This is a genomic window from Chryseobacterium sp. KLBC 52, assembly GCF_003347605.1.
Lineage (GTDB): Bacteria > Bacteroidota > Bacteroidia > Flavobacteriales > Weeksellaceae > Chryseobacterium.
In genome coordinates, this window is the sequence record NZ_QDFZ01000002.1 from 125372 (window position 1) to 150021 (window position 24650).

The following is a 24650-nucleotide window of genomic DNA, read 5'->3' on the forward strand; positions in this document are numbered from 1 at the left end:
CATTGATCTTCTTCTGGAAGAGCTTTTAAATCAGTATCGATCGTTTAGTTTGTTGGTACAGCATAAATAATATTTTCTGAATAGTTACCTCCAAAACCCTGAAAAAAAGTACCAGCTGACACAGCACCTCCAATCACGTTATTTCCGGCAATGTATTTATATCTTTTGACTGCACCAGATGAGTTATTCACAATCAGACTTCCCTGAATAATGGAAAATCTTGTAAGTGAAGGTGCTGTAGGCCCCTGAATAAGCCCGCTTACTAACACAGGTGCTTCAAAAATATCTCCTGAAATATTAGCAGTATCTCCCGGATTAATAGTAGGCTGATCTGAAAAGCTTGTCCTTATCCACATCCATTGATCACTGGTTAATGCCGTCCCTGTAGGGATAATAAGCTGTTGTACTGTAACCAGCCATTTTCCCTGAGGCAGGTCAATATAAGAGCCGGTATACTGAAATGTTCCGGTGGAAGTGAAAGGAATATCAATCCCGGTTCCGTTTGTTCCTCTTACCACTGTAAGCCTTACAGGTTTCCACAAGCCGTTTCCGTTGGCGTCAGAAGTCAGGACATAATTTTCGTTTTGCGCTCCATCTGTAATTTTTATTCCTGATACCGGAGCGGCTAATGTTCCTTGAGTTTTAATATCTAAACTCGACGCCGGGTTATTATTCCCAATTCCCACGTGGCCATCGGCAGTCATCACGACATCATCTGCCTGATTGGCAATGCTTACAGGGCCTGAGGTTTCATTATTTTTCTTTCCATCCAGATGAAACATTCCCCGGGGATTGGGAGTATTCAATCCAACCTGTGCAAAGGTGAAGGTTGCAAAGGCTCCTAACATCATAACATAAATCTTTTTCATTAAAATTGGTTTTTAAAGTTATTTTTCCTGAAAAAAGCACTTTAGTTTGTACAATGCTTTTCCACTAGCTTCATTGATTTAACAGAAGTTAATGAGATGCTAACCTACCGCTAAAAACCTTTATTTAACGAACAGATTCTGTACGTATTTTTCCACAGCACAGTAGTGATATTATGACTTTAAAGAGACTATATTAATGAATTTCGCTATAGATCTCCAGCAGTTCAACCAAATTGGCGATTTTTAATTTCTGATAAACTCTTCTTTTATAAGTTCCTACGGTGGACTCTTCTATATTAAGAGCATTTGCAATTTCAAGATTCCCGTTTCCTTTTGCCAGAAGATTAAAAACCTGCAGTTCTCTCTCGGATAGGTTTTCAATTGCTTTTCGCTTTTTATTTCCCTTCAGCAATTCATTCATGAGCTCCGGTGTATAATAATGTCCGTCTTTAAAAAGAGATTCAATTGCTTTGACAAAATTTTCGGGATCACTCTGTTTATTCAGGAACCCGTTGGCCCCTTCTTCAATGTATTGCAATGCAATATTTTCTTTGTAAGAAGTGAATATGAGGATAAGAGTATTTTCAGAGATTTCTTTAATCTCTTTGACCATTGATTTGAAAAGACTTCCCGGAAGTTCAATATCAAGAATGACCAGATCATATTTTTCGGATTCAATTTTCTTTTTTGTTTCGCCATAGGTTTCTGCAAAATCAACTTCAAAATGATTAAAATTTTTCTCAAGAATCATGGCTGTACCGATTCTCACCACATGATGGTCGTCTGCAATAAGTATTTTTTTTGTCATATTTTAATAAGGATTTTAATGAGTGTTCCTTGCGGAGTATTTTGATGGAAAGTCATTTCGGAATTCATCTTTATGAGCAGCTGAACAACCATATGAAGGCCTAAACCATAATTTTTAAAAATCATATGTTCATTCTCTTTTTTCTTAAACAACCCCGAATAATACATTCTCTGTTCATCGGACATTCCGGTACCGGTATCAGCAATATTGATTTCTATATGTGTTCCTGTAAAAGCTGATGTGATGGTAATTTCTCCGTCTGAAGTATTTTTCACCGCATTATCTATGATATTGTGGAAAACTGCGAGGAGAACATTCTTATTAAGTTTAATCTTAAGTTGATGGTCACAAAAATTATAAATAAATGTATTTTTCTGAGCTGCAATTTCTTCGAATAATAATCTTTTGTTTTCAATAAGATCATAGATGGAATACTCTTCTTCCGCACTATTTTGTTGTTTGTATAGTTCTGTATATTCTTTAAGACTTAACGTAAATTTATAGAGCTGTTCTGAGGTTTTATAAATGCTGTCAAAATATTTTTTCTGTGTTTTCGGATCTTCCGACTGGTTGAGTTCCTGTGAAAGAAGAGCAATAAACTTTACAGGAGTAGTTATATCGTGACTGATACTTTCGACCAGTTTTTTCTGATAATCGGATTCATTTTTCAGCTTATTATTGGTTTCAAGCAGTTCTTTATCTTTATGATCAAGGGTATTTTTTAATACTTTATTTTTTAGTCTTAAAAAATTCGTTCTCATCTGAACAACAACCAGGATGATGAAAATAATACTACCTGCAATCAGGATTTTAAAGAATAAAGTTTGATAAAAATAGGCTTCCACTTCTACAGGAAATGTTTTATAAACGAATTTCCCGGTTTCAGAAGATATAAATCTAACGAGAAGATTATAAGTACCAGGTTCAATATTTGCTATCCGGAAAGTTTTATCATTTTTGATATTTGTCCATGAACTGTCTTCAGTATCAAGTTTAGCCTGCAAATAAATATTTTCCAGATCTGAATAGTAAGGAACATCTATGTAAACTTCTGCATTTTTATAACCGCATTCCAGAAAAAGTTTGTTTTTCAACTGAACCATTTTTCCCCTCACTCTTGCCCTTTCAAGATAAACATCCCCACTTCCGGGGTAATAGGTTTTAATATTTTCGGGATTAAAAAACACAAAACCTTCCATAGAAGGAAACACAAGCTGCCCATCTTCCAGTTCATGAGCACATGGATTGGCACTTCCGTTGAACTCATTATTCGACAGTCCCTGCTTTTTGGTGTAACGGTAATAAGTAATGTCTCCTTTCGGAGCTTTCATGTATTGTATAAGAATATTTTTATTGACTCTAAATAACCCATTATTGGAAGAAATCCATACGTTGGAATTTTTATCCTCCATCAAAGAATGGGCATTCGCCAGGAAATCATTTTTATCGGATGGAACTCTGACCGCTTTTTGATCTTTTATCAAATAAAGTCCTCTGTTGTATGTTGTAAACCAGATATTCCCATCTTTGGTCCGGATGATTTGTTTTACAGGAAGACCTTTTCCGATCAGCTTCTCCGTTTTATTTCCGGTAAGAGAGTAAACGTAGATTCCGCCGCTGCTTCCCAGATAAAGCAGATCTTTGTTATATCTTAAAACAGCATCTATATTATCTTTACAGGGAATAATTCTTTCAATTTCTTTAAAACGATCTTGCTTAAACAGATAGAGATAAGATTCTTTTCCACTGACAAGTGATGCCATATACAATCCTCCACTTTTATACAGACCATCAATTTCCTTATTTTGAAAAGAAATAGAATCATATTTTGTAAATCCTGTATTCTTGTACCTTATATGGATAGCATTATTCTCCCGATAAACCAGATTTCCGGTGTTATCCTGCAAAATATATCGTTTATCATAAGATTGAGAAGCCGGAAATATTCTTTCTGAAGTATTCGGATAGTATCTTATTCCTTCCTGAGTCAGAATGGAATTACCGCTATAAGAAATCCCGGCATAACACACCTCATCCTGATAAGGTAATTTTTTTCTGGACACCGAGAAATCGGACAGGCTTAAAATTTTAAGCCCATTAATAGAACTCCCGATGTATAATTTCTTCGCTGCTTCATCATAAAACATCGCTCCGGAAATTTCTTTATCAATATCCTTATAATCCAACAGGTAATTCAGCCTCAGCTTTCCATCCGAAAAATCACTTCTGTATATCTTACCATGCCTGATGATGAACACCTGTCCGGTGATTTGCTGCCAATAGATTTTAGTATCAGCATCAGTATACATTGACGGAGCATTGATATAGGAATATTTCCCCTGATACAACTGAAGTATCTTTTTATTATCAGCGTCAGGGATAAAAACATAATCTCCATGAATAAATAATCTTCTCAACTTGCGATGTGGAAATTTCAGATCAATGTTTGTGGTTTTCTTACTTATCTTATCAACATAAGTAATTCCATTATTTTCAAAATAGTAAGAACCAGTACCCATCCGGATAAAATAAGAATCGATATAAGAAATAAATCGTACGGTAATATTATTTTTAACAAGTCGCTTATAGATTTTCTGTTGTACTGTACCTTCCAAATCAGAAACCATGTCAGGTAAAATAATATCAGGCCTTCGCTGAGAGATCAGTAAAAAATCTTTTTCTCCTGCATTACTGATCGTAATACTGTCTTTTCTGATGTTGCCAAAAAAATCACCGAAGCTTAAATTTTTAAGTTTGAAATTATTATACTGAACAAAATTGCTTCCGTCATACCGTACAATTCTGCCTTCCATAGACAGCCAGATAAAACCATATCTATCTTTTACAATATCTTTAATACTGTTTTGAGGAAGACCATTATCCGTGTTATACCATTGGGTAGTATAACCTTGCCCTTTGATACATAGAAAAAAAATAAGTGAAATAAAGTAAAGAAGCTTCATTCAGTAGGGCAGCGTTATATTTAAGACAAATATATTATAGAAAATTAAATTTATTGTAAATATTTATCCACAATTATGTGAATTTTTTTCTACATAATTAAATATGAATAATGGATTCATTACAATACATTTGAAAAACCAAACATTTGTTCCCTCATCAATGTCATGGTCATCAGGCATACTGAAAACACAGTCTTTTTTGTTCGCAAAAAAAATGATCTCCTTCTGTCCGGGGAGATCATTATTCTATGATAATTCAATGTAAGTAAAAGTGAAATTTTTATATCCTATAAAAGTTCCTTCGGAATCGAAATATTATTTTTTTTCATGTATTCCACAAGGTTTTGATATTTATCTTCATATTCATCATTTCCACACTTATGCGAAATACTACAGATGTCTGATGGCTTGATTTCTAAAATATCAGATATTTTAGTCAGTATCTCCAGGTTGATCTTCACCTTGGAATTCTCAATATCGGAATATGCCTTTTGGGAAATGCCCATTTCAAAGGCCATGTACTCCTGCGTAAGATCTCTGCTCCTACGTATTTTTCTGATATTTTGTCCACATACTTTCATCGTTTTTGTTTTAGTAGTTTTCGGTATATTTTAGAAGATTAGCTATTAGCCTCCAACAAAGTTAATAAATACCTTTGGCAAAACATTATACACGTTACATGATATTTATTTTCGACATAAAAAAGACTTAAAAATAGAACTTTTTTCAGAGAAAATATCACTTCGGTAAACACTATTGGAATTTATGGAGACGCAAAAATTTAATTATGACAATAATATTGTCAGAGCATTCCTCTATGCGACTATCGCATTCGGACTTGTAGGATTTCTGCTGGGGCTTACAGCTGCACTGATGCTTTTTTATCCTGAATTGCCTGAATTTTTATTCGGTACGGATGATACAACTATTAAAAGCTTAGCTTCGGGTAATATTCAGGGGCTGATCAATACTCAGGGAGCGATGGGCTTCGGAAGAATCAGAATGCTTCATACCAGTGCTGTAATTTTTGCTTTCGTTTGTAATTCCTTTTTCTGCGGTGCTTACTACAGCATGCAGAGACTTCTTAAAACCAGAATGTACAGTGATACCCTTTCATGGATTCACTTCTGGTCATGGCAGTTGATGATTGTAAGTGTGGTTATTACATTCCTTATGGGAATCAATACTTCTAAAGAATATGCCGAACATGAATGGCCTATAGACATTTTAATTGCATTCTCATGGATCATTTTCGGAATCAATATGTTCGGAACTATTGCTAAGAGAAGAGTAAGACATTTATATGTAGCGATCTGGTTCTATCTGGCAACCTGGATTGCTGTGGCAATGCTTCACATCTTCAATAATCTTGAAGTTCCGTTATCTTTCACAAGCTGGAAATCTTATTCTGTATATGCAGGTGTAAAAGATGCATTAGTACAATGGTGGTATGGACACAATGCGGTAGCATTCGTATTAACCACCCCTGTATTAGGTCTGATGTATTACTTTATGCCAAAAGCAGCTCAACGACCGGTCTTCTCATACAAATTATCCATCATTCACTTCTGGTCGCTGATCTTCGTATACCTTTGGGCCGGGCCTCACCACCTGCAATATACAGCTTTACCGGCATGGGCTCAGGCGGTAGGAACAGGATTCTCTATCATGTTGATTGCACCATCATGGGGAGGAATGCTGAATGGTCTTCTTACGTTAAGAGGAGCCTGGGATAAAGTAAGAGAAAATCCTATTCTAAAATTCTTTGTAGTAGCAGTTACATGTTATGGTATGGCTACTTTCGAAGGACCTTTATTAGCAACAAAATCATTAAATAAAATTGGTCACTATACCGACTGGGTTATCGGCCACGTACACTTAGGCGCTCTTGGATGGAATGGTTTCATGGCATTCGGAGTGGTATATTATCTGGTTCCGATCATGTGGAGAACATCCCTCTGGTCTAAAAAATTAGCCAACTGGCACTTCTGGTTGGGAACTTTAGGGATCATCTTCTACGCGGTACCTATGTATATTTCAGGATTTACACAGGGATTAATGTGGAAGCAATTCAATCCGGACGGAACTTTATTGTGGAAAAACTGGCTGGATACGGTAACGGCAATTATTCCATACTTTAAAATGAGATTCCTTGGAGGTGTTCTTTATTTATCGGGGGCAATTTTAATGGTAGTTAATGTTATCAAAACCATTAAAGCTGGTTCATTCCAGAAAAATGTTCCTGCAGAGGCTCCTGCATTAGCCAATATCGGAAGCACAAGAAAAGAAGGCGAAGGTGTACACCTTTGGTTGGAAAGAACGCCTACTCTCCTTTCTGTATTAGCTTTCATCACGATAGCAATCGGTGGATTGGTGGAAATTGTTCCTACGCTGTCACTGAAGCAGAGTGTTCCGACCATTACAGCAGTAAAACCTTATACTCCACTGGAACTGGAAGGTAGAGACTTATATATCCGCGAGGGATGTAACTCATGCCACTCACAAATGATCAGACCGTTCCGTGATGAGGTTGTAAGATTTGAAGGAAAAAACGGACAGTATTCCAAAGCGGGAGAATTCGTATACGACAGACCATTCTTATGGGGATCTAAAAGAACAGGACCGGATCTTCACAGAGAAGGAGGAAGAAACCCGGATTCATGGCACTTCAAACATATGTATAACCCAAGAATTACTTCTGCCGGTTCTATTATGCCACGTTTCCCATGGTTAATTACCAATAAACTGGACAAAACCCAAATGGTGGACAAAATGAAACTGATGAAAAATGCCTTCGATGTTCCTTATACAAAAGCTCAGATTGATTCTGCCAACCAATGGGCGGATAACCAGTCCAAAGCAATTGTACAGAGAATTTACGCTGAAGCAACAGACGTAAAAGATCAGATGGTAAAAGAAAAAACAGCAAAAGGTTCTGCCTATGTACCGCTTGAACAAAGAGAAATTGTGGCAATGATTGCTTACCTGCAAAGATTAGGTACAGACATTAAAACAACACAGGTACAAACCGCAAGCGTAGAGTAACATTTAAAATTAAACTGCAATGAAAACGAGAACCCCCATTTCAATATATATCGCAACTACGATAGGTTTAACGATCATGGCCTTTGAAATGTTCGCCGGAGATTCAGGATATTTTTCCTCTCCTTTTTTCTGGGCGCTGATCTTAATCGCCACTATCCTATTGCTGATTATGAACTCTATTGGAGACCTGGTGGAAAATGAACGTTTCAACCGACTATCCGAGGAAGAGAAAAAACAATATCTGGAAGAAAAGAAAGTTCCGTACTACCAGAAATTGTGGAACTCTGCCTTCAAAAAACAAACTGCTACGGAAGAAAAAGATATTCTCATCGACCATGGTTTTGACGGAATTACAGAGCTTGACAACTCTCTTCCGAAATGGTGGATCGGTCTGTTCTGGTTCGGATGTATTTTCTGTGCCGTGTACCTGTTTGCTTTTTCTTTCACAGATTATGCTCATCCGGAAGCAGAGTACACCAAAGAAACAAAAACGATGTTAGCTTCCATTGCGGAGTATGAGAAAACTGCTCCTCAAATTAATCTGGAATCTGCAAAATACAGTGCTGATAATATTGCGGAAGGACAGGAATTGTTTAAAACAAATTGCGTTACCTGCCACGGAGACGGAGGAAAAGGTGGTATAGGTCCCAACCTTACCGATACCCATTGGATCAATATTAAAGAAAAAAGCTTATTTAAAAATGTATTCTGGATGCTTGAAAACGGTTCTCCGAATAATCCTACCATGAGACCTTTCATCAAGGAAGGAACCATTACCGGAAGAGATGCTGAAAAGATTGCCGCTTATATTTATCACATCAACCAGGAAACTGCTCCTATCACTACAGCACAAGGCGGTGCTGCTCCCCAGGGAGAAGAAGTGAAATGGGAAAACGGAAACAACTAAATTATTATTATCTATCATAAAACCATGCCACGCCCCCTTCAACACTACTAACATTTGAATTTCATTTTTGCTAACTAACCTTTTCAACATTAAAAAAATGATAAAAGGGGGCGTTTTTTACAAATAACAATCCTTACTTTGGCTGTCTTACTCAACTATTCACTTGACAACTACAAACTAGAAATTCCATAAAAAGACAGCCAAGGCAGGATTTTTGCATTCGCAAAAGGGTACCACAACAAAGACCAAATAAAATAGTATTATTATCTTTGTTAGAAACCTCATCGCATTTGAAACTGAAAATCAACACCACCAAACTTTTAAGGCGTATTGCAATAACCTTTATTTCAATATTGGTTCTTCTTACCCTGTTGATCCTAAGCTTAAGGCTTCCTGCCGTCCAAAACTTCATCAAAGACAAGCTCATTGTTTATCTGGAGAAAAAAATCAAAACTCCTGTAAGCCTTGAAAGGGTTTATATAGGATTTCCCAACAGTCTTGTTATGGAAAACCTCTACCTCAAAGGACAGGATGTAGATACCCTTCTGGCAGTGAAAAAGCTGGATGTAGGTTTACATATGCTGAAGCTTCTTAATTCTACGGCAGATATTACTTCGGTCAATATGGAAGGAGCACGCGCCAATGTGGTAAGGAAACCAGACGGCAAATTCAATTTTGATTATATCATTGATGCTTTTGCGTCCAGTGATAAGGAAGAAAGCCCATCCAAGCCGTTCATTATTTCTCTTGATAAAATTAATTTAAAAGATGTTGGGGTAACTTTCAATGACCAGCAATCTAAGAATGATATTCAACTCTACTTTAAATCGTTTGATACCAGAGTCAAAACTTTTGATCTCAGCAAAAACAATTATGCCGTTAATGATATCAACCTTGACGGCTTAAAATTAAAGTTAAAGCAGGGACTGGTAGAAGAAGTTGCTAAAAAAGTGGAGAAAAAAGTAGATTCTCTGAATGAAAAAAAACCTATGAATATTGGGTTGAGAGGAATCAAGCTTACTCATTTCGATATTGATTACGGTGATGAAAACACCAAAACATTTGCAAAAGTTATCTTCAAAGAACTGAGTACAAAGGTCAACAAACTGGATCTTGAAAACAATGCTTACAATGTAGCCAATGTATTTCTTTCCGGGGCAGATATTAATGCCAACCTTTATCTTCCTGCTCAGAATGCCAATCCGAAAACAACAAAAGAACCTGAAGTTTCCAAAGTTTCTGATCAGGATAAAGCCATGAAACTTCTCTTAGGGAAACTTGTTCTGAACGATGTAAAAGTCAATTATAACAATACTGCCATTGCTCCAACGAAACAGGGAATGGACTTCAATCACCTTAATTTCTCAAAAATGAATGTGGAGGTAAGAAGCTTCAAAATGGAGAATAATACTTTTGCCGGAACCGTAAATTCTGCAGAAATTAAAGAAGGCAGAGGGCTGGATATCCAGAAATTCAATACGGATTTTGTATACGCAGAAAAGGAAGCATATCTGAAAGATCTTTATCTTCAAACTCCTAAAACCCTATTGCGTGATGAGGTTATTTTAAATTATAATTCCATTGATCAACTTAGCAAAAACTTAGGTGCAGTAAAGATTTCGGCCAATATCAAAGATTCAAAAATAGGGTTTTCTGACATTCTGAATCTGGTTCCGACTTTAAAAAATACGGTTCCCTTCAACAAATATCCGAACGCTATTTTAAACTTAAATGCGAATGTAAAAGGAAGCGTAAATGATCTTTTAATTCAGGATCTCAAAGTTTCAGGGCTGGATCAACTAAGGGTAATGGCTTCCGGAAAGATCAAAAATGCAATGAACCCAGATCAGTTGTATTATGATCTGAGAATTGGAGAATTTTCATCCAATGCCAAAACAATATTCAATCTTGTCCCTAAAAATACAATTCCTTCCAATATTTCGCTTCCTTCCCATTTCAGCATCAAAGGAAATGCAAAAGGAACGACAAAAGTGGTGAATACAGACTTAAACCTGTACTCTACTTTAGGAAATGCTGCCATCATCGCACAGGTAGACATGCGAAGAAAAAATCATGAATTGTATGATGTGAAAGCCAATCTTCAGGGTATACAGGTAGGAAAAATTATTCAGAATAAAGATATTGGTCCTATCACTGCACAAATTGCAGCCAAAGGGGAAAGTTTTGATTTTAAAAATGCCAATGCAGATTTAAAAGGTCACGTTGCTTCCGCAGTCTACAAAGGATATCGCTATCAAAATATGAATCTTACCGGAAAGATCAATAAAGGAGCTTATCATGTCATTTTAGATTCAAAAGACCCGAATGCCAGTTTACAACTGACTGCTTCGGGAGTTTATGATGAAAAAAATCCTACAGTAAAAGTGAATGGAGAAGTCATCAAACTGGATGTCAATAAACTTGGCTTCTATGAAAAACCAATGATTATTGCCGGAAAAATTGATGGAGATTTCACCAGCTTAGATCCCAATAATTTAAATGGATATCTCAACCTTAAAAATTTCGCGTTCTCGGATACCAAAGAGGTTTATCCTGTACAGGAAGTCAATCTGAAGGCTTCTTCCACAACAGATTCTACTCAGATTATTTTCAATTCCCAGATTGCAGATGTGGAACTGAAAGGTAAATATAAATTGACTCAGATTTTTGGTGCTTTAACGAAAACTGTGAATCAGTATTACCAGTTCCAGAAGCCGGATAACAAACAGAAAATTGATCCGGGACAACATTTTACTTTTACGGCTAAAATCAAAAATGATGATCTGATCAGAAAGTTTGTGCCGGATCTGAAAGATTTTGAAACCATCAATCTTGTTGGAAATTATGATGCAGATTCTCAGAAAATTGAAATTGACGGCCAAATACCAAGATTATTATATGGTGAAAATACCATTGAAAAAGGAGCTTTAAAAGTCACCAATGAAAATCAGGCATTGCAGTACAGTCTGAATGTAGCGGCTTTAAAAAGCTCAAGCTTTTCTTTAAATAAAATCAATATTGAAGGAGATGTTGCGGACAATACCATCCGATATAATGTTACCACAAAAGATGAGAAAGATGCCACTCAGTTCCTGATTGCAGGAAATGCAAAATCGTTGAATGATATTACCGAAATATCTCTGAACCCGAACGGGTTGAAACTGAATTATACGGACTGGAATATTGCTGAAAACAATAAAATTCAGATCAGCAATAAAGGAATTCTGGCGGATAACTTCATCTTGTCTAATGGCAGCAGTGAAATTGCTGTGCAGTCTGAAAGCAACAATCCAAGCAGCCCTTTGAATATTTCGTTGAAAGATTTTAAAATTGAAACCATTACGGAACTTATTAAAAAAGATACGGTTCTGGCAAGAGGAACGATCAACGGAACAGCGCAGCTTCGTGATGTGACTAAAAATATGACATTCATTTCCGACCTGAATATTTCAGACTTAATTGTCTATGGAAGTCCTGTCGGAAACCTTGCTGTAAAAGTGAATAATGCCTCACCGAAGGTTTTAAATGCAGATATTGCCCTTTCCGGAAATAACAATGACGTAAAAATCCTTGGAGATTATAATACCTCTTCCAGTACTTTTGATCTGAATATGGCGATCAACCAGCTTCAGATGAAGAGTATTCAGGGATTCTCTATGAATGCCATTACCAATACAGAAGGTTATCTATCAGGAAACTTAAAGATCACCGGAACTACAGATAAACCGAATATTTTAGGAAAAGTGAAATTCAATGATGCCGGATTGGAAATTGCCAAAACGGGAAGTGATTTCAGACACCTTAGTGATGAAATAGATTTTACCAGCCGCGGAATTGAGTTTGATCAGTTCAAAATCAAAGACAAGGACGGAAATGCTCTTGTGGTGGACGGGCAGGTTCTTACCCAAACCTACAGAGATTTTGCCTTTAATCTGGATGTGAATGCAAAAGACTTCAAAGTTGTCAATTCAGAGAAATCAAATGATGCGATGATGTATGGTATTCTGGCCATTGATGCCGGGCTTCATATCCGTGGAAACCTTGATCTTCCAAAAGTAGACGGAAGACTGAGCGTGGCAGACAACACTGATTTCACTTTTGTTCTTCCTCAATCCAGCCCTACTTTACAGGAGAGAGATGGTATTGTAGAATTTGTGGATCAGGATCAAGTGGTTTTAAACAAAACAATCAAAGCCGATTCTCTTAATGCGCAGAGCCGCATCAAAGGAATGGATGTAAGTGTCAATATTGAAGTCAGCAAAGAGGCAAAACTGTCTCTGATCATTGATAAAGCCAATGGTGATTTTGTACAGCTTCAGGGTGAAGCTGAATTAACCGGAGGAATAGATCCGTCAGGAAAAACTACGCTGGTAGGAGTATATGAAGTGGAAAAAGGAAGTTATGATCTTTCGGTGAGTTTCCTGAAACGTAAATTTGACATTCAGAAAGGCAGTACCATTACCTGGACAGGTGAACCTACTATGGCTCAAATGGATATTACTGCCGTATATAAAACAGAAGCACCACCTATTGACCTTGTGGAGCAGCAGATCAGTGGAGAGAGTGCCTCAACGATGAATCAGTTTAAGCAGAGGGTTCCTTTCAATGCTTTATTGAAAATGAAAGGAGAATTATTGAAACCTCAGCTTACTTTCGATATTACTACAGATGAGAAAAATAATTCTGTATCTACGAATGTAAAAGATGTTGTAGATCAGAAGCTTGCCCAGATAAGAACTCAGGAGTCTGAGCTGAACAAACAGGTATTTGCCTTATTGCTTCTGAACCGTTTTATCGGAGAAAATCCGTTTGAAAGCGGTGCCGGAATGTCTGCAGAAACCATGGCAAGACAAAGTGTGAGTAAAATCCTTTCTCAGCAGCTAAATAATCTTGCAGCAGGCCTGATTAAAGGAGTAGATCTTAATTTTGGACTTGATTCTTCAGAAGATTATTCCAGCGGAGAGAAAAATACCCGCACCGACCTGAATGTAGATATCAGTAAAAAATTATTGAATGACCGACTGAAAGTAACGGTAGGAAGTAACTTCGGACTGGAAGGCCAGGCACGCCAGAATGAAAACATGACCAATATTGCGGGTAATGTATCCGTAGATTACAGCCTTTCCAAAGATGGAAGGTATATGCTTCGTGCTTATCGTAAGGATGAATATCAGGTAGCTCTTCAGGGACAGATCATAGAAACCGGCGTCGGATTTATTATTACATTGGATTATGACAAATTCCGGGAGATTTTCCAGAAATCTAAAGAGAAAAAGCAGAAAAAAAATCAAAATAACCAAGTGGTAGAATTTAAATAATGAATAATAAGTTCCATATATATTGTAAGTATCTGTTGGTTTCCGGAATGGCATCCACGGTAATCTCGTGCAGCAACACCAGGTTTCTGAAAGAGGGCCAGATGCTCTATACGGGAGCCAAAGTAAAGATTGAAAATGATACGATTTCCAAAAAAGAAAAAAAAGATCTTGAGTCTGCACTGGAAGCGAACCTCACTCCAAAGCCTAATTCCACATTTTTAGGGCTGCGTCCCAAGCTGTATTTTTATAATATTGCCAAGGAGCCTAAAAAAGACAAAGGTTTTAATTACTGGCTTAAATATAAAGTGGGTGAAAAACCAGTATTATTGGGAGATGTAGATCGTGAGTTCAATAAAGATATCATTGAAAATTATTCTGAAAACAAAGGATATTTCAATGCCAGAGCTACTTATGACACCGTTTCAAAGAACAAAAAAGCTCAGGTTATTTATACAGTAAGGCCTGGTTCAAGATATCTGATAGACGGTGTAAAATTCCAGAAAGATTCTACACTGGTCAATCATGAAATTCAAAACCTTACGGATAAAACTCTTCTTAAAAACGGAAGACCATTTGACCTGGACGTCATCAAAGCAGAAAGAGAAAGAATTGACAACAGGCTAAAGGAACGAGGTTTTTATTATTTCCATCCTGATAATATTATCGTGCAGGCGGACAGTACGGTGAGTAAAAATCATAAAGTTGAACTTAACGTAAAACTAAAAGATAACACTCCTGATTTGGCAACGCAGCAGTTCGGTATTGATAATGTTATTGTATTTCCCAATTACAATATTCAGGATGTAAAAGATGGTAAATACAGTATCCCGATGGATAAAGATTCTCTTTCCAAATATCGTTTTGATGACATTTACGTCATTGATCCGCAGCATAAATTTAAACCGAAAATTTTTGACAGAGCTTTATATTTCAAAAAAGGAGATCTTTACAACCGTTCGAACCACAATTTAACTCTGAACCGATTGATCAGTCTGGGCGTATTCAAATTTGTAAAGAACGAGTTTATTGTATCTGATTCTTTAAGCCATAAATTTGATGCCTATTATTTATTGACTCCAAGACAGGTACAATCGCTTCGTCTAGAAGCATTGGGAAGGACCAATTCCGCCAACTATGCGGGTAGTGAGCTGAACCTGAACTGGACCCACAGAAATTTCTTCAGAGGTGCAGAACAATTTAAAGCAGCCATCTATGGAGCTTTTGATTTCCAGATGGGAGGGGCTCAAAATGCCAATAATATTTTCCGTGCAGGAACAAACGTACAACTTTCAATCCCAAGAATTGTAGCACCATTCCGTTTTCATTCTTCCAGTGAATTTGTTCCCAGAACAAATATCACATTGGGATATGAATTCCAGAACAGAACACAATACTATACCCTAAATAATTTCACCGGATCATTCGGATATGTGTGGAAAGAAAACGCAAGAAAAGAACATGATCTGAAAGTGATTGATATTACTTTGGTGTCCCCGGCAAAGGTTACCGCAGAATATGATTCAATATCAAAGAAGAATCCAGCAATGGCAAGAGTTGTGGCAAAGCAGCTTATTTTCGGTCCTACCTATTCTTACACCTATACCAATACCATGCTTCCAAAGACCAACACCGTTTATTATAAAGGTACGCTTGATCTTGCTGGAAATATTACAGGGTTGGTAACAGGAGCCGATGTAAAGAAAGATAAGGAAAAGAAAATATTTGGTATTCCTTTCAGCCAATATGTAAAGATTGAAAACGATTTCAGATTCTATCATAAGTTCAGTGAAAAGTCTTCACTGGCTACGAGATTTATTGGAGGAATTGCCTATCCATACGGAAACTCAGAGTATATTCCTTTCTCTAAACAGTTTTTCTCAGGAGGAAGTAACAGTATCAGGGCATTCCGTGCAAGAACATTAGGACCGGGAAGTTTTGACCCGAGAACGATAGATCCTGGGACTTACTTTGACCAGTCCGGAGATATCAAACTGGAATTAAATGCGGAGTACCGTGCCAATCTTTATAAGTTCTTAAATGCTGCCGTTTTTGTAGATGCCGGAAACATCTGGCTTCTTCACGACGATGAAAACAGACCCGGGGCTAAGTTTTCAAAAGATTTTTTAAATGAAATTGCGGTGGGAGCCGGAGTAGGTCTGAGACTGGATTTTTCTATCCTGATTTTAAGACTGGATCTTGCGATGCCACTGAGAGTTCCTTACTATCAGAAAGGGGACAGATGGGCCTTCGATAAAATTAATTTCGGAGACTCAAGCTGGAGAAAAGACAATCTTGTTTTAAATATTGCCATCGGATATCCTTTTTAATATGATCAAAACCGCTAAATTTTTCTGGGAAGTTTTAAAAGATACATTCACTGAATGGAACAATTCTACTGCATCAAAAGATTCAGCAAGTCTTGCGTATTATGCCATCTTTTCTATCCCGGGATTATTAATTATTATTATCTGGGTACTTGGAAATTTCTTTGGGGAAGAAGCCATTCGCGGGCAGATCAGCACACAGATCAGTGGTATTATGGGACCGGATGTGGCAAAAAGTATCGAAGGTATGCTCGCCGGTGCTCTTATTGACAAAAAGAATATTTTTATGAAGGCAGTTGGAGTTGGATCATTGGTTTTCGGTTCTACTACGCTTTTCTTTCAGCTGCAACATTCATTAAATACACTTTGGGAAGTAGAAGCTGCTCCCAAAAAGGCATTAGTCAAATTTTTACTGGACAGAGCGAATTCTTTGGGAATGATTCTTATTCTGGGATTTCTTCTGATGATCACCATGATTTTATCTTCTCTGATCAGCCTTTTTAATACGATTATCACCCAATATTTTGGTTTTGAGACGTACATGTTGGTAGAGGTTGTCAATTTCGCCGTCGGTTTTGGCCTTGTGATGCTGTTATTTGCTTTGATGTTTAAAGTGCTGCCCGATGTTTTAGTCAGCTGGAAACCGGTATGGAAAGGAGCATTCCTGACTACGGTTTTATTTACCCTTGGAAAATTTTTATTAAGTCTTTATTTTAATCAGGTAAAACCTACCTCAGCCTTTGGTGCTGCCGGAACAGTCATTCTGATTATGATGTGGATCAATTATTCCTGTATGCTGATATTCTTTGGCGCAGAATTTACTAAAGTATATACTTACAAAAAGGGATATAAAGTAGTTCTTTCCAAACATGCACGATGGACTCCTGCTAAGTTGTATGCGGATAGTCTGAAACAGATGCAGGGTGAAAGTAGTGATAAAACGTAGGTTCGGGTTACAGGGTTCGGGTTGCGAGATTTTGAGATCCGGGATATTCCTGATACGAGATTATTTTATGAAACTATTTAAACTTTTATTTTTGAAACATTAAGAGTCTGTTAAGGTGTTAAGAGTATTAAGATAAGCTTCGCTTTAAGACTAAAAACCTGAATGATTTATCTTAACTATACTTTATTTCTTAACTACTTCTTTATGGTTTCAATATATTCAACATTTTTTATAAATCTAAACAACTCCTATATATAAAAAAGCCTCCTGAAAAATTTCAGGAGGCTTTCTTTCTATTTTTACATTCTGTTTACGGTTCCGATTCCCAGCAATTCTAACGATTTTTTGATCGTTTTTGCTGTGAGATCTGAAATATTCAAACGGAATTGTTTTACATTTTCATCTTCCTGGTTCAGAATAGGGTTATTCTGATAGAAAGAGTTGTATGCTTTTACAAGGTCATAAACATAGTTGGCAACCAAAGCCGGACTTAAGGTTTCCGCTGACTTGGCTACAACAGTTTTAAAGTTGGTCAACTGCATAATCAATTCTTTTTCAGATTGATTTAATTCAATATCAGCAGTTTCGGACTGTAAAGCACCTGCTTTAGACAATAATGACTGAATACGTGCATAGGTATACTGAATAAACGGCCCTGTATTTCCATTGAAATCAATACTTTCCGCAGGGTTGAAAAGCATTTTTTTCTTAGGATCTACTTTAAGCATGAAATATTTCAATGCTCCTAATCCTACTGTTTCATAAGATGCTTCTTTATCTTCTTCTGAAAGGCTTTCTAGTTTTCCTAATTCCTGAGCTTTAGATTTTGCTGTTTCATACATTTCCTGCATCAGGTCGTCTGCATCTACAACAGTTCCTTCACGGGATTTCATTTTACCTTCAGGAAGCTCTACCATCCCGTAAGAAAGGTGGAACAACTGATCTGCCCACTCATATCCTAATTTTTTCAGGATTTTAAATAAAACCTGGAAGTGATAATCCTGTTCGTTTCCTACTGTATATATTAATTTTTGGATATTATTTTGCTTAAAACGCTCCACTGCCGTTCCAAGATCCTGAGTCATATACACTGAGGTACCGTCTGAACGTAATAACAGTTTCTGATCAAGTCCTTCATCGGTAAGATCGCACCAAACAGAACCATCTTCTTTTTGATACAAAACGCCTTTATCCAACCCTGCCTGAATAAGATCTTTTCCTAAAATATAAGTATTGCTTTCATATTGAACCTGGTCAAAATCAACTCCCAATCTTTTATAGGTCTCATTGAATCCTTTGTAAACCCATGAGTTCATTTCTTCCCAAAGTGTTCTTACTGTTTTGTCTCCATTTTCCCAATCCAACAGCATTTTCTGAGCTTCTTTCATTACCGGAGCATCTTTTTTAGCCTGCTCCTCTCCTACACCTTGCTCTACAAGTTCTGCAATTTCTTTTTTATAATTTTTGTCAAACTCTACATAGTAGTTTCCAACAAATTTGTCTCCTTTCGTATTGGTCGTCTCAGGCGTTGCTCCATTCCCGAATTTCTCCCAGGCCAGCATAGATTTACAGATATGAATCCCTCTGTCGTTGATGATCTGAGTTTTAATTACATCATATCCAGCTTCTTTTAAAATCTGAGCGACCGAGAATCCTAACAAATTATTTCTGATATGCCCTAAATGCAATGGTTTATTGGTATTCGGTGAAGAATATTCTACCATTACCGTGGCATTTTTCTTTTCTATAGTGGAAAAATTCTTGCTTACAGATCTGAAGTTATCCACAAACAGCTGGTTTTCCACTTTAACATTCAGGAAACCTTTTACTACATTAAAGCTTTCAAAAAGATCAGTCTGTTCTGTTAAAGCTTCCCCTAATTCAACCCCGATACTTTCAGGGTTTTTCTTCAATTGTTTTACCAACGGAAAAGTAACAATGGTAAAATCACCTTCAAATTCCGTTTTATTTTCCTGAACTTCCAGTTTGATGTCTTTTAACTGATATACATTTAAAATGACCTCCGAAAGTTTTTCTTCTATAATATCTTTAATATTCATGTGTTCATACTTATTTTTTCAAAGGCCACATGTAATAGCCCGCATTTCATTTCAAAATTTTGAAGTACAAATATACGGAAAGAGTTCGGTAACAATTACCGAACTCTTTTATTAATTCATAAACGTTATTCCTTTAGCTTTTAAGCTATAGAGCTATTAATAACATTTGTCCGGATTGTAAATTCTACAAGGTCCATTTTCTGTATACTGACAAGTTCCTTCCGGACAACTCTGTCCTGGCTGGGGAACCCATCCACCTGCAATTTTCTTTAATTCTGATTTCGATTTTTTTTTTAGATTTTTCATAATAATACTTTTTAATTTAGTTGTAAAGACTGTAAAAGTCTCTTTAGAACAAGGTAATAATTAAATATGAAATAAAAAATCAATTTAAAAATATTCTTATATATCTATTCAACTGAAATCATTGACCTTTACCTTATAATTTACAAACAAAAAAACCGCCCGAAGGCGGTTTATATAAGAATTATTGTTTAACAAAAACTAAAATTGCATTATCATTTCCAGGTGTATCATCTAAATCTTTAGAATTATCTGAAATTCTTAACTCAAAATCATCAAATGACTGAAGAGTTCTCTTTAATGTTTTTACAGTTCCTGCCTCACTATAAGTTAGTGTTAAGCTACTATTATCAAAGCTCCACTTACCATTGTAAGATTCAGTAAGATTACAAGTACCAGAATTAACAAGATTGTACCTTTCGTAAACACCCGAAAAATCTGTATTAATTGATATTTGGCCCTTTTTCTCACACTCATTTAACAAAATTGTCTTTCCTCTAAATTCATATTTTTACGGTTTCCAATTTCCAATAATATTGACACTCTCTTCTATAATACTATTATTATCATTGCTAGAAGAACATGAGGTAACAGCCATAAAGAGTAAAACTCCTATAAAAAATTTTATATAATGCATTAGATTCAAATTCACAAATTTATTTTAGATAAATTAAAATTTATCCCAGAATAGTTTTGTAGTCGCCTTGTCACCACCGATTTTGCTAGCAGCAGCATTAACATTTGCACCATTTAACACATATTCCTGATCAGAATAAGGCATTCTATATGGCACTGAAGACAAGTTAGATTTTGGCGGATTTACAAGAGCCGGATAATCTAAACGTCTCGTAAAATTCCATGCAGCAAATCCTTTATTGAACATAGCAATCCATGCCTGAACTCCGATTGACTGTTTCCAGTTAGCTGCATTATAAGGGTTAGCACTAAGATATGATGCAATGCTAGCATCTGAAACACCATTTTCTTTCATTGATGCTGTTACTGCTGTAGCATAAAGATCTGCTGCTGTGCCACCTGCTGAATATCCTCTAGCTGCTGCTTCAGCCTTAAGAAAAGCTACTTCTGCATAACTTAATAAATTTGAAGCTGTTGTAGATGATCTGAAATAATCGTTTAGATGAGAAAAATCACTATATGGGTCATTTAATTCACCAAAAACACCTCCTTTATAAACTCCACCAACTTTTGTAAACCATTGATCCATTCTTGGATCCGAAAGGCTACTCATAGTATTGATAACTAATTCACTAGGAACAAAATCATCTCTGTTAGAAGCTACAAGATTATCGAAAACAGGATTTGAAAACGTATTCCCATCATAGGCAAATTTATAAGCTTCCTCTTCAGAAGAAATTACGCCTCCTACAATTGCTGATTCAACAGTTGCTTTTGACAATGTTGGGTCAACATCTGCTAAGTTTATTCCCAGTCTTAATTTCACAGAATTGGCAAATTTCACCCATTTATTCATATTTCCCGAGTAAACTAAATCACCAGATCCATATCCTTTTGCTGCAGGTTTTACTGTTGCAATTACAGCATCAATTCTTTTAATTAAATCTGTATAAATACTTTTAGCATCATCATATTTTGGTGTAAGAATCTCATTAGGCTTAAAAGCTTCGGAATAAGGCACATCACCAAAAGTATTCACCAAGTTCTCCCAAATGAAAATCTCTTCAATTTCTAATGTTGCTAATTTGTTTGTACGAATATCATTAGTTTCCACTTCTGCTTTCAGATTTTCTTTTGCCTGTCTAATATTATTGATGCTGTATACATACATCCTGTTAAAATGATTTCTAGGCTGATTTCTGGTTACCAAATCATATTGTGTTTCCTGAGGATATTGTCCTTCTGCCCATTGCTGAGTAAAAAAACGATAATTATTAAAATTCACACTAGGATTGTCCATATAATAAGAAGACTGGAATAATGCCGTAGCTAGTAAATTTTCTGAAGGTAAAATCGATGGGTGCTTAGGATCTTCATTCAGCGAGGTCAGATCACTTTGACATGATACCAAACTTGCAGATATAAATATGCCAAATAAGGCAGTTTTTAATATATTTTTCATTGTTGATTTTTTAAAATTTAAATGTAACATTTACTCCAATATCTCTTGTTGTTGGCATAGATCCAATTGACCATCCATAAGAATTAATTCCTCCACCAATCATAGCTTCCGGATCAGCATATGGAAGATTTTTGTGAATGATCCATAAATTTCGCCCTACAATAGATATTTTCGCATCATAAATTTTAGTTCCAGCCAATAAAGATTTAGGAAGCATATAGCCAATGCTAGCCTCTCTTAGCTTAATAAAAGATCCATCATAGACAAATTCTTTTGCCGGCTGGGTTTCATATCCATAGTTACTTCCAGTTGAAAACTGTGACAATGCTATATTATTAGGAGTTCCATCTGGCAAGACTCCAGGAAGTATAACATCCTTATCTCTGTAATCGCCAATAGCAGTTTCTTTATAAAGCCCTGTATCCATACCATAATACATATCAGTTGAGAAAATATCTCCACCTTTACGCATATCAATTAAGAAACTTAAAGAGAAGCCTTTATAGCTAAAGGTATTTCTGATACCTCCAATCCAATCAGGAGTAGTATTACCTATAATTTGATTTGAATTAGTTTGATAAATTCCTGTGTCAGGATCAATAACTCTCTGTCCATTCAGATAGACATAATCACTTCCGATTAGAGTTCCCCAAGCTTCCCCTACTCTGGCATTAAGAGAAACTCCTCCTTGGAAGCTGTTCAGAAGAAGATTAGTAATTCCCGGATATAGGCTCACAACCTCGTTTTTATTTTTAGACCAGTTGGCATCGATATTCCATGTAAAATCTTTTGTTTTTATTGGCACCAGTCCTAACTGCACTTCAAAACCTGTATTATCAATTCTTCCTGCATTAATAACTTTACCAGTATACCCTGTTCCTGAAGAAACAGGAAGTGTTATAATCTGATCAATCGTTTTCGTTTTATAATAAGCAAAATCAACTGTTATTCTATCCTTTAGGAAATGTGCTTCTGTACCTACTTCAAATTCTTTAGACCTTTGAGGTTTTAGATCTGGATTGGCTTGATTCAAAATTGAACTATATATTCCTACACCTGATAAAATCCCTGCAGATCTATAATTATTTGTCAGCATATAAGGATCTGCAGTACCTCCTACTTCTGCATAGTTTGCTCTTAATTTCCAGAAATTCATCCAACTCTTAGTATTCAAAATTTCCGACATGATTAGAGATCCAGTCACTGAAGGATAGTTATATACATTATTACCAGCCGGTAGCGTTGAACTTTGGTCAACTCTCCATGTACCATCTATGTAAAACTTTTTGAAAAAATCAAATGATGCTGTGATATATCCTGAATTAGTTTGTGTTGTATACTCACTTTCATCTGATGCTAATGGAGCTTTTTTAGAATTTGAAAGTGCATAAATTCCAGGAACAACTAATCCTCCTTCAGTTGAACCGTATACAGAATTAAAATAGTTCCTTCTTATATTTCCACCTAAAACTCCTGAAACATTAATATCATCAGTAATATCAAATTTATAATTCACCATTAAATCATAATTTGTTTCAGTTCTCAGTACATCACGTCTTGCATAACCAGAAGATACGTCATTTCCTGATTGTCCAAAAGGCTGAGCTACAGATCCAACAGCTACTCTATTCTCTGCAAAAAGATTTGATCTGTCATAAGAGACCTTACCTGTTACAGAAATATTATCTAATAAATCATAAGTTAATTGAGCATAGGTAAAATTTCTATGTCTTCTATCGCTTGTATAATTTTGATATGCTTGGAAATATGGGTTATTCCAATATGCAGGAGCCCCATTAGAAGCAGATTTTCTGTTCCATGTAACATTCCCATAATTATTCAATGCACTAGCAATACTAGGATTAACATTAGCAAAATAAGCCCTTTCAAGATCCTTTACATCTACGTTAGTTTGCCACCATTGTCTGAAACCGGTAACTGTATTATCGCTATATCCGGTTATACTACGTCCTTTCGTATCCTGTAATGTCATTGTAGAATAGAAAGAAGAATGTAATTTAGAAGTCAGATCATAATTTACTTTTAGGGAAAAAGTATTTTTATTAATATGGGAGTTAGGTATAAGACCATCTGACATCATATTGTCATATGTAAAACTGATATTTTTCCCTTTTTCACCCTTTTCTAATGTTACAGTATTCGTGTATGTAGCAGGATTATTAAAGAATTCAATCGGTCCATTTTTAGCTGCCACCCAAGGAGTTGCTTTGCCATAATTAGGAGATGTTGGATCAAAAGAATCCCATTGATATACCAATAAATTAGGGTCAAATTTTGGTCCCCACGAAGCATCTGCTCCAAAATTGGCATTATTTAAGCCTCCAGGACCTTGAGATCCAAATTTTTGAGAATATCCAGCTCCATATCTAGTCTGATATTCCGGAAATGTTGATTTATCAATAAAACCAACATTGACTGAAGATGATAAAGTAACCCCCCATGAACCATCATCTTTTCCTTTACCATTTTTAGTCGTGATAACAATAACACCATTTAAACCTCTTTCTCCATATAAAGCCGATGCTGCGGCACCCTTTAATACGTTAATTGATTCTATGTCTTCCTGATTAATATCAGATAAGGCATTACCGTAATCAATTGATTTCTCTTGTGTATAGGTATTATTAACAGGTGATCCATCAATTACAATCAATGGGTTTCCTCCTCCTAATGTTTTAACCCCTCTTATAAGCAAATTTGCTGATCCACCAAAGTTATTGTTGGTAGTAACATTAAGACCGGCGACCTTACCAGATAATTGAGCTCCAATGTTACCTGTGTTTGTGGTTCCATCAGAAAGAGCACTTGCTTTAATCTCCTGTGAGGCATATCCCAAAGATTTCTTTTCTCTCTTAATACCAAGGGCTGTTACGACAACGCCCTCGATCTCTTTTGTTTTAATAGTATCATTCTTTTGCTGGGCATTTGCAACAGCTATAGAAGAAGATAGTACTAAAACAAGAAGACTTGCTGTTAGTTTCTTCATAT

Annotated in this window: 14 protein-coding genes; 5 read left to right on the forward strand and 9 right to left on the reverse strand. The window is 36.2% G+C overall.

From position 1 onward, the window contains the following. Positions 1-44: 44 nt before the first annotated feature. The 4 genes from DDF69_RS02195 to DDF69_RS02210 form a co-directional block, all read right to left on the reverse strand. Positions 45-869 (reverse strand): hypothetical protein, encoded by an 825-nt coding sequence (locus tag DDF69_RS02195; RefSeq protein ID WP_114819341.1) that lies wholly within the window; start codon positions 867-869, stop codon positions 45-47. A gap of 193 nt (positions 870-1062) precedes the next feature. Beyond that, positions 1063-1677, reverse strand: coding sequence for a response regulator transcription factor (locus DDF69_RS02200; protein ID WP_114819342.1), 615 nt, complete (start codon positions 1675-1677; stop codon positions 1063-1065). Beyond that, a complete protein-coding gene (locus DDF69_RS02205; protein WP_114819343.1) occupies positions 1674-4640 on the reverse strand; it encodes a sensor histidine kinase in 2967 nt (988 codons plus the stop codon). The genes DDF69_RS02200 and DDF69_RS02205 overlap by 4 nt, the downstream gene beginning before the upstream one ends. A 287-nt stretch (positions 4641-4927) precedes the next feature. Continuing rightward, on the reverse strand, positions 4928-5221 hold the full coding sequence (locus DDF69_RS02210; RefSeq protein ID WP_114819344.1) for a helix-turn-helix domain-containing protein: 294 nt from the start codon (positions 5219-5221) through the stop codon (positions 4928-4930). A 184-nt stretch (positions 5222-5405) separates the two neighbouring features. Between DDF69_RS02210 and ccoN the strand changes: the two genes are divergently transcribed. From ccoN to DDF69_RS02235, 5 genes are all read left to right on the forward strand, one after another. Then, entirely contained in the window at positions 5406-7685 is a 2280-nt protein-coding gene (gene ccoN, locus DDF69_RS02215) for a cytochrome-c oxidase, cbb3-type subunit I (protein WP_114819513.1), read from the forward strand. Positions 7686-7704: 19 nt separating this feature from the next. Continuing rightward, positions 7705-8592 (forward strand): cbb3-type cytochrome c oxidase N-terminal domain-containing protein, encoded by an 888-nt coding sequence (locus DDF69_RS02220; protein ID WP_114819345.1) that lies wholly within the window; start codon positions 7705-7707, stop codon positions 8590-8592. Between the two features lie 290 nt (positions 8593-8882). Beyond that, positions 8883-13910 (forward strand): translocation/assembly module TamB, encoded by a 5028-nt coding sequence (locus DDF69_RS02225; protein ID WP_114819346.1) that lies wholly within the window; start codon positions 8883-8885, stop codon positions 13908-13910. Beyond that, positions 13910-16237 carry a BamA/TamA family outer membrane protein gene (locus DDF69_RS02230; protein ID WP_114819347.1) on the forward strand — a complete coding sequence of 776 codons (2328 nt, stop codon included), beginning with the start codon at positions 13910-13912 and terminating at the stop codon, positions 16235-16237. Before DDF69_RS02225 ends, DDF69_RS02230 begins: the two co-directional genes overlap by 1 nt. Before the next feature lies 1 nt (position 16238). Beyond that, a complete protein-coding gene (locus DDF69_RS02235; RefSeq protein ID WP_114819348.1) occupies positions 16239-17180 on the forward strand; it encodes a YihY/virulence factor BrkB family protein in 942 nt (313 codons plus the stop codon). A 299-nt stretch (positions 17181-17479) separates the two neighbouring features. Here DDF69_RS02235 and argS read toward each other — a convergent pair whose 3' ends face one another. The 5 genes from argS to DDF69_RS02255 form a co-directional block, all read right to left on the reverse strand. Then, the gene (argS, locus tag DDF69_RS02240) at positions 17480-19240 is read right to left on the reverse strand and encodes an arginine--tRNA ligase (protein ID WP_114819349.1); all 1761 of its coding nucleotides are present in this window, start codon (positions 19238-19240) and stop codon (positions 17480-17482) included. Between the two features lie 156 nt (positions 19241-19396). Continuing rightward, positions 19397-19546, reverse strand: coding sequence for a hypothetical protein (locus tag DDF69_RS21985; protein ID WP_162800852.1), 150 nt, complete (start codon positions 19544-19546; stop codon positions 19397-19399). Positions 19547-19727: 181 nt separating this feature from the next. Then, positions 19728-20027 (reverse strand): lipocalin family protein, encoded by a 300-nt coding sequence (locus DDF69_RS22470; RefSeq protein ID WP_162800853.1) that lies wholly within the window; start codon positions 20025-20027, stop codon positions 19728-19730. 186 nt (positions 20028-20213) lie between these two features. Further along, positions 20214-21641, reverse strand: a complete 1428-nt coding sequence (locus DDF69_RS02250; protein ID WP_114819514.1) for a SusD/RagB family nutrient-binding outer membrane lipoprotein — start codon at positions 21639-21641, stop codon at positions 20214-20216. A 10-nt stretch (positions 21642-21651) separates the two neighbouring features. Then, the gene (locus tag DDF69_RS02255; protein ID WP_114819351.1) at positions 21652-24648 is read right to left on the reverse strand and encodes a SusC/RagA family TonB-linked outer membrane protein; all 2997 of its coding nucleotides are present in this window, start codon (positions 24646-24648) and stop codon (positions 21652-21654) included. Between the last annotated feature and the right edge of the window lie 2 nt (positions 24649-24650).